The sequence below is a fragment of the Conexibacter woesei DSM 14684 genome, from assembly GCF_000025265.1.
Lineage (GTDB): Bacteria > Actinomycetota > Thermoleophilia > Solirubrobacterales > Solirubrobacteraceae > Conexibacter > Conexibacter woesei.
The window spans coordinates 3,734,756-3,747,511 of sequence record NC_013739.1 but is presented as its reverse complement, the minus strand read 5'-3'; the positions used below and the strand labels follow the sequence as shown (position 1 = coordinate 3,747,511).

The 12,756-nt window shown below is 72.4% G+C and carries 15 protein-coding genes; all 15 read left to right on the top strand.

The annotated features are described in order from the left end of the window. Positions 1-13: 13 nt before the first annotated feature. The 15 genes from CWOE_RS30925 to CWOE_RS17540 all read left to right on the top strand — a co-directional run bounded on the left by CWOE_RS30925 (position 14) and on the right by CWOE_RS17540 (position 12,718). On the top strand, positions 14-1,360 hold the full coding sequence (locus CWOE_RS30925; protein ID WP_012934994.1) for a tRNA nucleotidyltransferase/poly(A) polymerase family protein: 1,347 nt from the start codon (positions 14-16) through the stop codon (positions 1,358-1,360). Between the two features lie 33 nt (positions 1,361-1,393). After that, a complete protein-coding gene (locus CWOE_RS17605; RefSeq protein ID WP_012934993.1) occupies positions 1,394-2,152 on the top strand; it encodes a polyphenol oxidase family protein in 759 nt (252 codons plus the stop codon). Continuing rightward, complete coding sequence (locus tag CWOE_RS17600; protein ID WP_012934992.1) at positions 2,140-2,808, top strand: YggS family pyridoxal phosphate-dependent enzyme; 669 nt, start codon at positions 2,140-2,142, stop codon at positions 2,806-2,808. Before CWOE_RS17605 ends, CWOE_RS17600 begins: the two co-directional genes overlap by 13 nt. 112 nt (positions 2,809-2,920) lie before the next feature. Then, positions 2,921-3,514, top strand: coding sequence for a cell division protein SepF (locus CWOE_RS17595; RefSeq protein ID WP_012934991.1), 594 nt, complete (start codon positions 2,921-2,923; stop codon positions 3,512-3,514). Between the two features lie 17 nt (positions 3,515-3,531). Then, the gene (locus CWOE_RS17590; RefSeq protein ID WP_081425406.1) at positions 3,532-4,332 is read left to right on the top strand and encodes a pyrroline-5-carboxylate reductase family protein; all 801 of its coding nucleotides are present in this window, start codon (positions 3,532-3,534) and stop codon (positions 4,330-4,332) included. Continuing rightward, entirely contained in the window at positions 4,329-4,643 is a 315-nt protein-coding gene (locus CWOE_RS17585; RefSeq protein WP_012934989.1) for a YggT family protein, read from the top strand. The genes CWOE_RS17590 and CWOE_RS17585 overlap by 4 nt, the downstream gene beginning before the upstream one ends. Further along, positions 4,643-5,131 carry a signal peptidase II gene (gene lspA / locus CWOE_RS17580; RefSeq protein WP_012934988.1) on the top strand — a complete coding sequence of 163 codons (489 nt, stop codon included), beginning with the start codon at positions 4,643-4,645 and terminating at the stop codon, positions 5,129-5,131. The genes CWOE_RS17585 and lspA overlap by 1 nt, the downstream gene beginning before the upstream one ends. Further along, positions 5,109-6,008, top strand: a complete 900-nt coding sequence (locus CWOE_RS17575; RefSeq protein ID WP_012934987.1) for an RluA family pseudouridine synthase — start codon at positions 5,109-5,111, stop codon at positions 6,006-6,008. The genes lspA and CWOE_RS17575 overlap by 23 nt, the downstream gene beginning before the upstream one ends. A gap of 153 nt (positions 6,009-6,161) precedes the next feature. After that, positions 6,162-7,424 carry a 30S ribosomal protein S2 gene (gene rpsB, locus CWOE_RS17570; RefSeq protein WP_012934986.1) on the top strand — a complete coding sequence of 421 codons (1,263 nt, stop codon included), beginning with the start codon at positions 6,162-6,164 and terminating at the stop codon, positions 7,422-7,424. Next, complete coding sequence (gene tsf, locus CWOE_RS17565; RefSeq protein ID WP_012934985.1) at positions 7,421-8,023, top strand: translation elongation factor Ts; 603 nt, start codon at positions 7,421-7,423, stop codon at positions 8,021-8,023. Before rpsB ends, tsf begins: the two co-directional genes overlap by 4 nt. Further along, positions 8,013-8,762 (top strand): UMP kinase, encoded by a 750-nt coding sequence (gene pyrH / locus CWOE_RS17560; protein WP_148261060.1) that lies wholly within the window; start codon positions 8,013-8,015, stop codon positions 8,760-8,762. The genes tsf and pyrH overlap by 11 nt, the downstream gene beginning before the upstream one ends. Beyond that, positions 8,759-9,316 carry a ribosome recycling factor gene (frr, locus tag CWOE_RS17555; protein WP_012934983.1) on the top strand — a complete coding sequence of 186 codons (558 nt, stop codon included), beginning with the start codon at positions 8,759-8,761 and terminating at the stop codon, positions 9,314-9,316. Before pyrH ends, frr begins: the two co-directional genes overlap by 4 nt. A 20-nt stretch (positions 9,317-9,336) precedes the next feature. Next, positions 9,337-10,029, top strand: a complete 693-nt coding sequence (uppS, locus tag CWOE_RS17550; protein ID WP_012934982.1) for a polyprenyl diphosphate synthase — start codon at positions 9,337-9,339, stop codon at positions 10,027-10,029. Continuing rightward, positions 10,026-11,036 carry a phosphatidate cytidylyltransferase gene (locus CWOE_RS30920; protein WP_012934981.1) on the top strand — a complete coding sequence of 337 codons (1,011 nt, stop codon included), beginning with the start codon at positions 10,026-10,028 and terminating at the stop codon, positions 11,034-11,036. The genes uppS and CWOE_RS30920 overlap by 4 nt, the downstream gene beginning before the upstream one ends. Before the next feature lie 104 nt (positions 11,037-11,140). Then, complete coding sequence (locus CWOE_RS17540; protein WP_148261059.1) at positions 11,141-12,718, top strand: NHL repeat-containing protein; 1,578 nt, start codon at positions 11,141-11,143, stop codon at positions 12,716-12,718. Positions 12,719-12,756 lie beyond the last annotated feature (38 nt).

Here is a 12,756-nt window from a genome sequence, read left to right as displayed (position 1 = left end):
GTACAGGGCAGCGATGGCCTCCGCGACCGATCTTGTCCGGCGTCTGCGCGAGCTGCCCGCCGCCGCTCCGCTGCGCGACGTCCTCGACGACGATCCGACGGTGCATGTGGTCGGCGGCGCGGTCCGCGACCTGCTGCTCGGCGGGCAGCCGCTCGACCTCGACCTCGTCGTCGACGGCGACGTCGTCGCGGTCGCCTCGCGCCTCGCGGACGGGCTTGGCGGGGAGCTGCAGGTGCACGACCGCTTCGGCACCGCGACGGTCACCGCCGGCGGCTGCTCGTACGACCTCGTGCGAGCGCGGGCCGAGACCTATGCGCGCCCCGGTGCACTGCCCGACGTTCGGCCCGGGACGCTCGCGGAGGACCTGCGCCGGCGCGACTTCACCGTCAACGCGATCGCGGTCACGCTCGGCGGCCGCTTCGAGACGGTGCCGGAGGCGTTCGACGATCTCGTCGCCAGGCGCCTGCGCGTGCTCCACGACGCGAGCTTCCGCGACGACCCGACGCGGCTGCTGCGGCTCGTCCGCTACGCGACGCGGCTCGGCTTCGCCGTCGAGCCTGCCACCGCGCGGCTCGCCGCCGAGGCGGTCGCCGCGGGTGCGCTGGGGACGGTGACGGGCCCGCGGATCGGCGGCGAGCTGCGGCTGCTGCTGCGCGAGCCCGCCGTCGATGAGGCGCTCGCGTGGGTCGCGAGCTGGGGCGGCGGCGACGCGCTGGTCGAGGGGCTCTCCTACGACGCGGAGCTGGCGGCCGCCGCGCTGCGGCTGCTGCCCGAGGACGGCCGCCCCGACCTGCTGCGGCTCGCGGTCGCCGGCGGCGGCGTCGGCGGCAGGCTGCTCGGCCGCTGGCTCGGCGAGCTGGGCTTCACCGCGCGTGAGCGCGACACGGTCGTCGGTGCCGCTCGCGGTGCCGCGGGTGCCGCCGCGCGGCTCGCCGCCGCGGCCGCCGACGGCCGGCCCTCAGCGGTCGCCGAGGCGCTGCGCGGCGCGACGCCGGAGCTGGCGGCGCTGGCGGGGGCGCTGGGCGGGAGCGTGGGCGTGGCGGGGGCACTGGGCGATCCGGGTGCGGCGGGGAGCGGGGGGGCGGCGGGCAGCGTGGGTGCGGCGGGGAGCGTGGGTGCGGCCGGGGCAGCGGGGGCGGCCGGTGTGGCGGCCGCGGCCGCCGTCGAGGGCGCGGCACGCCGCTGGCTCGACGGGCTGCGGCACGTGCGCCTGGAGATCGACGGCGACGACCTGCGCGGCGCCGGCGTCCCGCAGGGCGAGGCGATCGGCCGCGCCCTCGCCGCGGCGCTGCGAGCGAAGCTCGACGGCGAAGCCGTCGGCGCCGAAGCAGAGCTGGCGGCGGCCCTGGCCGGCGTCTGACGCGCTCCGCGCCGCTGCCCTAGCATCCGCCGGGTGGACCTTCCCGCTCCGTTCGAATGGCACGGCGAGCACGTCGGGATCGAGCTGCCCGGCGGGCGCGCGCTCTTCACGACGCGGCGCGGCGGCGTCTCGACCGGCCCCTACGCGAGCCTCAACCTCGGCCGCTGGACCGACGACGAGCCCGCCGCGGTCGAACAGAACCGCGACCGGCTGGCCGCCGCGATCTGCATCCGACGTGACGCGATCGCGCAGGGGTTCCAGGTGCACGGCGCCGACGTCCGGCGCGTCACCACGCCGCCCGAGGTCGATCCCGACCCGGCCGTCAGACCGCCCGAGGCCGACGGGCAGGCGACGGCGCTGCCGGGCGTGGCGACGCTCGTCCTCACCGCCGACTGCCTGCCGGTCGCGCTGATCGCCTGCGGCGCCGTCGCGATGGTCCACGCCGGCTGGCGCGGCCTCGCCGGCGGCGTCATCGAGGAGGGCGTCACGGCGGTGCGCGAGCTGGGCGCCAGCGGGCCGATCGCGGCGGCGATCGGGCCGGGCGCGGGCGTCTGCTGCTACGAGGTCGGCGAGGAGGTGCGCGACGCGTTCGCGCCCCACGGCGACGCCGTCCGCGCCGGCCGCAACGTCGACCTGAAGGCGGTCGCGCGGCGCGAGCTGCGCGCGGCAGGCGTCGGCGAGGTCCACGACACCGGGCTCTGCACGATCTGCGGCGACCCGGCGCTCTTCTTCTCCCACCGCCGCGACGACGGCGTCACCGGACGACAGGCAGGAGTGGCATGGCGGAGCTGATCTACGACCTCGACGTCGAGCGCGTGAGCGCGAACGTCGCGGAGGCGCGGCAGCGGATCGACGAGGCCGCCGCGATCGCCGGCCGCGACCCGGGCGAGGTCGAGCTGCTGGCCGCGGTCAAGTACGTGCCGCTGGAGTCGGTCGGCGTGCTCGCCGCGGCGGGGATCACGCTCGTGGGGGAGAACCGCGCGCAGGACCTGGAGGCGAAGGCGGCGGCGCACCCCGGCCTCTTCACGTGGGACTTCATCGGCCACCTCCAGAGCCGCAAGGTCAAGCAGATCCTCCCGTGGGTGCGGCTGATCCACTCGGTCGCCTCCGACTCCGTCCTCGACCAGCTCGGCAAGCACGGCGCCGCCCGGCCCGACCTGGAGGTGCTGATCGAGGTGAACGTCGCCGGGGAGGCATCCAAGAGCGGCGTCGCGCCAGCTGACCTGGCCGCGTTCGTCGAGCGTTGCCCGGTCACCGTCTCCGGGCTGATGACGATGCCGCCGCTCGCCGCCGCGCCCGAGGACAACCGCCGCCACTTCGCCGCGTTGCGCGAGCTGGCCGCCTCTCACGGGCTCAGACGCCTCTCGATGGGGACCTCGCAGGACTACGAGGTCGCGGTCGAGGAGGGCGCCACGATCGTGCGCCTCGGCTCGACGCTGTACGACTGAAACCCGGTTCGTCGCGGTCCGATGGCGCCGCCGGTACGCGTGAGCGGTCGCGGAGGCGCATAATGGTGGACGTTGCAGGGATTCACCGAGCCTGCACGAACCCCTCACCGTCATGGCATTTCGCGACACCTGGCACCGCGCGCTCGTGTACTTCGGCCTCGCCGTCGAGCACGACTACGACGACGAGCCCGAACCCGAACGAGACCGCGGCCGCAGCCGCGACCGCGAGCCGCAGTACGTCGAGCCCGAGGTCGAACTCGAAGACCAGTACCGAGAGCGTCCCAACGTGCGCCGGCTCAGCAGCAGCCGCCGGCGCCGCGACGAGATCGACGACATCTTCGCGGACGACTCCCCGGGCGAACGGCGCACGAGCGTCCTGCGTCCGGTCGGCGGCAGCGGTGCAGGGGTGCGCAACGGTCGCAGCGGGGAGGTCCGCGTGCATCTCGTCGTACCCAAGTCGTTCAACGACGCCCAGGACGTGGCGGACAAGTTCAAGGACTCGATCCCGGTCATCCTCAATCTGCAGGGCTCGGACACGGACCTGTCCAAGCGCCTGATCGACTTCTCCTCCGGTCTCACCTACGCGCTCGACGGCGGCATGCAGCGGATCGCCGACAAGGTCTTCCTGCTCACCCCGCGCAACGTCGAGGTGTCCGCGGAGGAGCGCGCGAGGCTGATCGAGAAGGGCTTCTTCAACCAGAGCTGAGCGGCCGCGAGCGGCGCATGCCGCGCGCGGGCCCGGGTCGGTACGCTTCCGGCCCTATGCAGGTTGGACTGATCGGATCCGGGAACATGGCCAGCGCGCTCGCGCGCGGCTGGGGTGACCCGATCCTCTGCACCGACGTGATCTTCGGGCGGGCGGAGGACCTCGCGGCGGAGGTCGGCGGCGAGGCCGTCGTCTCCAACCGCGAGCTGGCGCAGCGCGCCGACGTCGTCTTCCTCTGCCACAAGCCCGACCAGCTCGCCGCGATCGCGCCGGAGGTCCGCGGCGCCAAGCCCGGCCAGCCGATCGTCTCGATCCTCGGCGGCGTCCCGCTCGCGGCGCTGGAGGAGGCCTACCCCGACCAGCCCGTCTTCCGCCTGATGCCGAACGTCGCCGTCGAGGTCGGCCGCGGCGTCATCTGCGTCGCTCACGGCGACGTCGAGCCCGGCTTGGCGGCGAGAGTGCTGACGCTGCTGGAGCGGGTCGCGACCGTCGTCACGCTCGACGACAGACTGATCGACGCCGCCACCGCGGCGATGGGCGTCGGACCGGCGTACACCGCCCTCGTCGTCGAGGCCCAGGTCGACGCCGTCGTGCGGATGGGGATCCCCGCGCCGGTCGCCGCCGTGCTCGTGACCGAGACGGTCGCCGGCACGATCGAGCTGCTCGCCGCCAGAGACAACGACACGCTCGCGGTCCGCCGCGCGGTCACCTCGCCCGGCGGCTCGACCGCGCGCGGCCTCGCCGCGCTCGACGCCGGCGGCCTGCGCAGCGCCTTCCAGGACGCGGCCGACGCCGTCGTCCACGGGGGCCGGCGATGAACGGCGCGCTCGTGCTCGCGGCGACCGTCCGCGAGAACGTCGCGGACTACGTCAACGCCGTCTTCACCGTCTACCTGATCCTGATCTTCGGGTACATAGTGATGAGCATCATGTTCTCCGCGGGGATCCGGCCGCCGTATTCGCGCTGGTCGAACGCGCTGTTCGACTTCCTGCGTCAGGTCGTCGAGCCCTACCTGAACATCTTCCGCAGATTCATGCCGAACCTCGGGCCGTTCGACCTCAGCCCGATGGTGGCGACGTTCGTCCTCATCATCGTGTGGCGGATCGTCGTGGGCCTGATCCGCGGCTGATGAGCGCCGCGGCAGCGCCGAGACGGCGGACCGCCGGCGGCAGCTGGCTGAGGGCGGGCATCGTGCTCGCGATCGTGCTCGTGATCGACCAGATCACGAAGGCGCTCGTGCGCGGCGACGTCGCCGTCGGCGAGGAGAACGAGGTGCTGCCGTTCCTCTCGATCGGCCACGTCCACAACAGCGGCGTCGCGTTCGGCTTCCTCAGCGGCGGCGGTGCGATCGTGCTCGTGATCACCTTCGCCGCGCTGTCGCTGCTGGTCGGCTACTTCGCCCGTCACCCCGACCGGCCGCTGCTGTGGCTGCCGACCGGGCTGCTGCTCGGCGGCGCCGTCGGCAACCTGATCGACCGCATCCACCAGGGCTACGTGACCGACTTCATCACCGTGCCGCACTGGCCCTCGTTCAACGTCGCAGACATATCGATCACGTGCGGCGTGATCGTGCTCGTCTTCGTGCTGGAGCGCAATGCCCGCGCCGCTGACGCTTGAGGTCGGCGCCGAGGCGGCGGGGGAGCGGCTGGACCTCTTCCTCGCCCAGCCGCTCGGCTCGCGCGCGAGAGCGCAGCGGCTGATCGACGCCGGGCTCGTGACCGTCGACGGCGCTGCGCGGCCCAAGCGCCACAAGGTCAGCGCCGGCGAGCGCGTCGAGGTGACGCCCGAGCCGGTCGTCGACGTCGAGCCGTCCGGCGACGCGCCGTTCGCGGTCGCGTGGGAGGACGAGCACCTGCTGATCGTCGACAAGCCGGCCGGCGTCGTCGTCCACCCGGCGCCGGGGAACCGCACGGGGACGCTGTCGCAGGCGCTCGCCGGGCGGGCCGCGGGCGGGGAGGACCCGAGCCGCGCCGGGATCGTCCACCGGCTCGACCGCGACACGTCGGGGCTGCTGATCGTCGCGAAGACCGAGGAGGCGCACCGCGAGCTGAAGCGGATGATCGAGGCGCGCGACGTGACGCGCGAGTACGTCGCGCTCGTCGAGGGGACGCCGCCGGCGCGCAGCGGCACGATCGACGCGCCGATCGGCCGCGACCGCCGCGTCCGCACGCGGATGTCGACCGAGACGGACGACCCGCGCGACGCGCGCACCCACTTCAGGCTGGAGCGGGCGCTGCCCGACTCCGCGCTGCTGCGCGTCACGCTGGAGACCGGCCGGACGCACCAGATCCGGGTCCATCTCGAAGCGATCGGGCATCCCGTCGTGGGGGACCCGGAGTACGGCCGCGCGGGCAGATTCGGCCTCGAGCGCCAGTTCCTGCACGCGGCGCGGCTCGCGTTCGCGCATCCGCTGCGGGACGAGCAGGTCGACGTCTCCTCGCCGCTCCCGCCCGACCTCGCCGCGGTGCTCGCGCAGTTGCAGGCGCAGGTCTGACGCTGCCGATCCGCCCGAGTCGCGTAGACTTCTCGGTCGTCCGCAGTCCTACTAACCCGGACGCGCAACCGGCCCACGAACCCTGCCGACGCATCAGCGTCGGATTCGTGCGGCCTGCGACCGGGATTCGCACAGTTTCGTCTCAAGGGAGTCATGCACGTGGAAAATGGTCAGGCTGGTCTCAAGGAGCTGCTCGAGAACGGCGTCCACTTCGGGCATCAGACCCGTCGTTGGAACCCGAAGATGCGGCGCTTCATCCACGGTGAGCGCGCCGGGATCTACATCATCGACCTGCTCAAGACGCAGGAGCTGCTGACCGAGGCCCAGGAGTTCGCCTCCGCGGTCGCACACCGCGGCGGGACGGTCCTCTTCGTCGGCACCAAGAAGCAGGCCAGAGACGGCATCAAGGAGGTCGCCGAGGCGGCCGGCATGCCGTACGTCAACCACCGTTGGCTCGGCGGCCTGCTGACGAACTTCGGCACGATAACCAACCGCATCCGGCGCCTGCACGACCTCGAGCGCTACGAGAGAGAGGGTCAGCTCGACCTCCTCCCGACGCGCGAGCGTCTCGCCGCCAGAGCCGACCTGCTCAAGCTCCAGGCGAACCTCGGCGGCGTCAAGAACATGGCCCGCATCCCGGACGCGATGTTCGTCATCGACCTCAAGGTCGAGGCGATCGCCGTCAAGGAGGCGAGACGCCTCCGCATCCCGATCATCGGCCTGGTCGATACGAACTGCGACCCGGACGAGGTCGACTTCGTCATCCCGGGCAACGACGACGCGATGAAGGCGTGCCTGACGGTCACGAGAGCGCTCGGCAGAGTCATCGGCGAGGGCCGCGAGGTCTTCCGCGCCGAGGAGGAGCGTCAGCGCAAGGAGCAGGAGGAGAAGGCCCGCCGCGAGGCCGAGGAGCGCCAGAAGCGCGAGGCCGAGGAGCGCGCCAAGCGCGAGGCCGAGGACCAGGCCAAGCGCGAGGCCGAGCAGGCCGCCAGACGCGAGGCCGAGCAGGCCGCCGCCGCGCAGCAGGCGCAGGCCGCCCAGCAGGCCCAGGCCGCCCAGCAGCAGGCTGCGCAGCAGGCGCAGGCCGCGGCTGCCGCCGCCGCTGCCGAGCAGGCCGCCGCGCCCGCTCCGGCCGCTCCGGCTGAGCCGGCGAGGGCCGAGGCGCCCGCCGCTCCCGCTGAGCCGGCCGCTCCGGCTGAGCCGGCCAAGGCCGCTGAGCCGGCCAAGGCTCCCGCTGAGCCGGCTGCGCCCGCAGCCGACAAGCCCGCCGAGCCGGCCGCTCCGGCGGAGGCTGCCAAGCCCGCCGAGCCGGCCGCCGCCGACAAGCCGGCTGAGGCCGCGCCCGCCGCCGACGCGCCCGCCGAGACCGACAGATCGACCACCGACTCCGGCTCCGAGGGGGAGCCCACCGCATGAGCACTGCGATTTCCGCCCAGGACGTGAAGGCGCTGCGCGAACGCACCGGCGCCGGGATGATGGACTGCAAGAAGGCGCTCGTCGAAGCCGGCGGCGACATCGAGAAGGCCGTCGAGGCGCTGCGCGTCAAGGGCATCGCGAAGGCCGAGAAGCGCGGCGACCGCGGCACCTCCGAGGGCACGGTCCAGTCGTACATCCACGCCAACGGCAAGATCGGCGCGCTCGTCGAGGTCGACTGCGAGACCGACTTCGTCGCTCGCAACGAGGACTACATCGGCTTCGCGAAGGACCTCGCGCTGCACGTCGCGGCAGCCGGTCCGATCTCGGTCGACGACGACGGCGTCCCCGCCGAGGAGATCGAGCGCGAGCGCCGCATCGCCGAGGAGCAGTTCGCCGACAAGCCCGAGCAGATCCGCCCGAGAATCGTGCAGGGCAAGGTCGACTCGTGGCTGAAGGAGGTCGTGCTCCTGCGTCAGGTGCACGTCAACGGCGACAAGTACGAAGGTCGGACGATCGAGGAGATCCGCGCCGCGCTGGCCTCGAGAACCGGCGAGAACATCGTGATCCGCCGCTTCACGCGGTTCGCCGTTGGCGACTGACCCCGCATCTGGCTCGACCGGCCCCGCGCCGGTGTTCGAGCGGGTCCTGATCAAGCTCTCCGGCGAGTCGCTGATGGGCGAGCAGGACTACGGCACGGATCCCGAGCGGATCCGTGCCATCGCGCGGCAGGTCTCGCAGGTCCACGCGCGCGGGGTCGAGGTCGCCGTCGTCGTCGGCGGCGGCAACATCTTCCGCGGCCTCGCCGCGCAGGCGTCGGGGATGGACCGCGCGACCGGCGACTACATGGGCATGTTGGCGACGGTGCTCAACGCGCTCGCGCTGCAGGACGCGCTGGAGAAGCAGGGCGTGCCGACGCGCGTGCAGTCGGCGATAGCGATCTCCGAGGTCGCCGAGCCGTACATCCGCCGCCGCGCGATGCGCCACCTCGAGAAGGGGCGCGTCGTGATCTTCGCGGCCGGCACCGGAAACCCGTTCTTCACGACCGACACCGCGGCCGCGCTGCGCGCGATCGAGATGCACGCGGAGATCATCCTGATGGCGAAGAACGGGGTCGAGGGCGTCTACACGGCCGATCCGATGAAGGATCCGGACGCCGTCTTCATCCCGGAGATCACGCACATGGAGGCGGTCGAGAAGCGGCTGCGCGTGATGGACTCGACCGCGCTGACGCTCTGCATGGAGAACAGACTCCCGATCATCGTGTTCAACATGAGCGACGAGCAGAACATCGATCGGATAGTTTGCGGGGATCGAGTCGGGACCTTGGTGAGGACATGATCGAAGAGCTGCTGCAGGACGCGCGCGAGCGCATGTCGAAGTCGGTCGAGAGCACGCGTCACGAGTTCGGCTCCGTCCGGACCGGTCGCGCGACGCCCGCGCTGCTCGACCGCATCATGGTCGAGTACTACGGCGCGAACACGCCGCTCAAGCAGCTCGCGACGATCAACGCGCCCGAGGCGCGGATGCTGTCCGTGCAGCCGTTCGACAAGAGCTCGATCAAGGCGATCGAGAAGGCGATCATGGAGTCCGACGTCGGCCTGACGCCGAACAACGACGGCAACCTGATCCGCCTGTCGATCCCCGAGCTGACCGAGGAGCGCCGCAGACAGCTCGTCAAGGTCGTCCGCAACATAGCCGAGGAAGGCCGCATCGGAATCCGCAACGTGCGTCGCGACACGATGCACGACCTGCGCGAGCTGCGCGACGCCGGCGAGGTCGGCGCCGACGACGAGCACCGCGCCGAGGCCGAGCTGCAGAAGCTGACCGACGAGAAGGTCGGCGAGCTGGAGACCTTCCTCAAGAACAAGGAAGAAGAGATCCTCGAGGTCTGACGACCTCGGAGGACTCCGGCGTGTCCGACGACGGGCAAGCGCGGCGCGCCCGCCACGTCGCCATCATCACCGACGGGAACGGCCGCTGGGCGGCGCAGCGCGGCCTCGACGTGACCGAGGGCCATCGCGCCGGCGCGGAGAACGTCAAGGCGCGGCTGCGCGACGCGGTCGAGCTGGGCATCGAGCAGCTGGCGATCTACGCGTTCTCGACCGAGAACTGGGTCCGTTCGCCCGACGAGGTCGCCGGGCTGATGGAGCTGTTCCGCGAGTACATCGCGCGCGAGACGCCCGAGCTGCACGAGGAGGGCGTGCGGATGCGCTTCATCGGCCGGCGCAGCGACCCGGTCCCGCCTGACATCGTCGAGCAGATGGAGTGGGCCGAGCAGCTGACGGCGGACAACACGCAGATCACGTTCTTCATCCCGTTCAACTACGGCGGCCGGGCGGAGATCGTCGACGCCGCGCGCTCCTTCACCGGGACGACCGAGGAGGAGTTCCGCGCGCACCTCTACGCGCCCGACCTGCACGATCCCGAGCTGGTGATTCGCACGAGCGGCGAGCAGCGGCTGTCGAACTACCTCGTCTGGCAGACGGCGTACTCCGAGCTGGTCTTCCGCGACGAGCTGTGGCCGGACTTCGACCGCGCGGCGTTCGAGCAGACGCTCGAGCAGTTCGCCGCGCGCGAACGGCGCTTCGGGGGACGGACGTCGTGAGCGGCGACGCCCCCGGCGGCGAGCTGTTCGACCGCGACGGCGAGGACGACAACGGCGCCGCGCGCTCGCGTGCGCGCCGCGAGCAGGCGGCCGGCGGCCGCAGGGGTGGCGGCAGCGGCCGTCGCAGCCGCAGACGCGGCGGTCGCGTACGGCGCGGCGGAGGCGACGACGGCGACGGGGCGCGCACCCAGCGCGCGCCGCGCGCACCGCGCGGCCCGGGCTCCGACCTCGGCGGTCGCGTGATGGTCGCGGTCCCGGCGGCGATCGCCGTGATCGTCGTCAACGGGATCGGCGGGCCCGTCTGGGCCGGCGCCCTGCTGGCCGTCGGGATACTGGCGATGCACGAGCTGTACGCGATGCTGAGACCGGTCCAGCCGGTCGCCGTCGCCGGCTTCATAGCGCTCGCGGGGATGCTCGCCGCGGCGCTCTACGGGACGCAGTTCCACATCCTGCTCGCGGCCGTCTCGATCGTGCCGGTGCTGTTCGTGCTGACGGCGCTCGGGCCCGAGCGCCCGCATGCGACGCTGTCGATGGCGACGACGATCCTCGGCATCTACTGGATCGGCTTCGCGCTCGCGCACGCCGTCCTGCTGCGCGAGCTGCCGCACGGCAACGCGATCGTGATCGACGTGCTCGTCGGCACCTTCATCGGCGACACGGGCGCCTACTTCGGCGGGCGGATGTTCGGCAGACGCAAGCTCGCGCCGCGGATCTCGCCGAACAAGACCGTCGAGGGGCTCGTGATCGGCATGCTCGCCGCAGTCGCCGCGGTCTTCCTCGCCGGCCTCTACCAGGACTGGCTGTCGAGCACCGAGGCGCTGCTGCTCGGCGTCGGCGTCGCGATCGCCGCGCCGATCGGCGACCTGTTCGAGTCGTTCGTCAAGCGCGACGTCGGCACGAAGGACACCGGCCGCGCGTTCGGCGCCCACGGCGGCGCGCTCGACCGCATCGACGCGGCCCTCTTCGCCGCCGTCGTCGGCTATTACATCTGGTACGCGCTGGCGTAGGTCAGCGGCCGGTCCGGCCCTGGCGCGTGCGCGCGCTTTTGCGCAACCTTTCCTGAACGGGCACGTCTCTGCATGTGACCACGGAAGGACGAAGGGACCTCTCGATGATTCAGACGATCCGGCGTGGCTGGATGCCCGTGCGTGCTGCGACGCGACGTCCGCACCGGCGGCGAGCAGCGGCGGCCGCCGCCGTCGCCACCGCCTTCTCCGTCGCGCTGTGCGGGACGGCAGCGGCGGACGTCAGGCCTCCCACAGTGTCGAGCTTCGAGGCCGGCAAGCGGTACGAGACTCTCGCTACCGGACCCGGTGCGGCGGTCTGGGCGTTCGAACAAGAGACGGCCGACGAGCGGCTGTCCATCGCTCGCTACGCGGATTCGGGCCGGCTCTCGGAGGTTGCGGCGGGACGTAGACTCAGCACGGTTCGTGCCGGCTTGCGGCCGATGGCCGGCGGTGGGATGGCCGGGGTCGTGGCGATGGATCGCCGCAACCCGTGGAGTGCCGACTACATCGCGCTCGCGCGTACGGACGCGATGGGCTCGTCGCTGAAGCTGACGTCGCTTCCCGAGGCGGCGCGCGGCGCGTTCGGCTTCGCGCTCGAAGCAGACGGCACCGTGTGGTTCGCGCGTGCATGCAAGGACGCGATCTACCGGCGACTGCCGAGCGGCAAGCTGACGCGCTTCCAGTTGCGCGGGGTCGGCTGCAGCGAGAGCGCCGAGGGCAACTCCGGAATGATCGTGGGACCCGACGGAGCGGCCTGGCTGGTCAACCTCGCGCAGAAGCGGGCCGCGCGCGTCGACGCCAACGGGCGCGTGCGAGAGTGGCGGGTAGCTGTGCCCGAGGAAATGAACCTGTGGGGACGGTCCACGCAGCTCGCCGCCGACCCGCGTGGGGGACTGGCGTTCGCGGATGCCGCGCAACCGGGAGAGCCGCAGATCTCCGGGCGGGTCACAGCGACGGGGAAGGTGCGTCTCTCCGAGACCGCGGGAACGCCTGCCTTCGGATCGGATGGGACGCTGTGGGAGACCACGACGAGAGGGCTGCGCCGCACCGCGCCTGACGGTCGCACGACGGACATCACCGTGCCCGGCGCGCCGGACGTGTTCGCCGTCGCGCTCGCGCGCGACGGTGCTCCTTGGTTCCTCGGCGGTACGCTCTGGTCGGGTCCGAGCCTTCCGAGCGAGTACCTCTCGCTCGTCGCCGGCGGCGTCCCGCCCGGCACCGAGAGCGAGGTGCCCGCGGCTGCCATCGCCGCGATCCCGGCACACAGCTCGCAGGGCAACGGAATCGCCCTCGGAGGGGACGGTGCCATCTGGACATCCCTGTGGAACACCGCAGGTGACCAAGGCCGCATGGTCACACGCATCGTCCCGTCGGAGATCGCAGCGGCCCGGAAGCCGGTCGGGTCGGTCCGGCGGGTCCTCGCGCGGACGGGCCGTACGGTAGTGCTCCAGCTCGCGTGCGACGCCGAACGCGGACGTTTCTGTCTCGGCAAGGTCCGCCTCGTCGGTGCGACCTCGCCGACGCCGTACGTCGTCGAGGGGCAGAGCGCTGCGGCGGTGCGGATGACGCTCGGTCCGCGCGCGGCGAGAACGCTGCGGCGCGGGAGAGCGGTCCGCACGACGGCGATCGTGCGCAGCGAAGGGGCCGGCGAGACGCGGAGGGCGTTGACGCTGCGGCGCTAGAGGGCTTCGCTTAGCTCTCCGAAAAGCCGGACACCTAC

Coding starts and splice junctions, on each gene's coding strand:
- CWOE_RS30925 (WP_012934994.1), top strand. CDS start 14: ATGGCCTCCGCGACCGATCTTGTCCGGCGTCTGCGCGAGCTGCCCGCC.
- CWOE_RS17600 (WP_012934992.1), top strand. CDS start 2,140: ATGGCGGAGCTGATCTACGACCTCGACGTCGAGCGCGTGAGCGCGAAC.
- CWOE_RS17595 (WP_012934991.1), top strand. CDS start 2,921: ATGGCATTTCGCGACACCTGGCACCGCGCGCTCGTGTACTTCGGCCTC.
- CWOE_RS17590 (WP_081425406.1), top strand. CDS start 3,532: ATGCCGCGCGCGGGCCCGGGTCGGTACGCTTCCGGCCCTATGCAGGTT.
- CWOE_RS17585 (WP_012934989.1), top strand. CDS start 4,329: ATGAACGGCGCGCTCGTGCTCGCGGCGACCGTCCGCGAGAACGTCGCG.
- lspA (WP_012934988.1), top strand. CDS start 4,643: ATGAGCGCCGCGGCAGCGCCGAGACGGCGGACCGCCGGCGGCAGCTGG.
- CWOE_RS17575 (WP_012934987.1), top strand. CDS start 5,109: ATGCCCGCGCCGCTGACGCTTGAGGTCGGCGCCGAGGCGGCGGGGGAG.
- rpsB (WP_012934986.1), top strand. CDS start 6,162: ATGCACGTGGAAAATGGTCAGGCTGGTCTCAAGGAGCTGCTCGAGAAC.
- tsf (WP_012934985.1), top strand. CDS start 7,421: ATGAGCACTGCGATTTCCGCCCAGGACGTGAAGGCGCTGCGCGAACGC.
- frr (WP_012934983.1), top strand. CDS start 8,759: ATGATCGAAGAGCTGCTGCAGGACGCGCGCGAGCGCATGTCGAAGTCG.
- CWOE_RS17540 (WP_148261059.1), top strand. CDS start 11,141: ATGATTCAGACGATCCGGCGTGGCTGGATGCCCGTGCGTGCTGCGACG.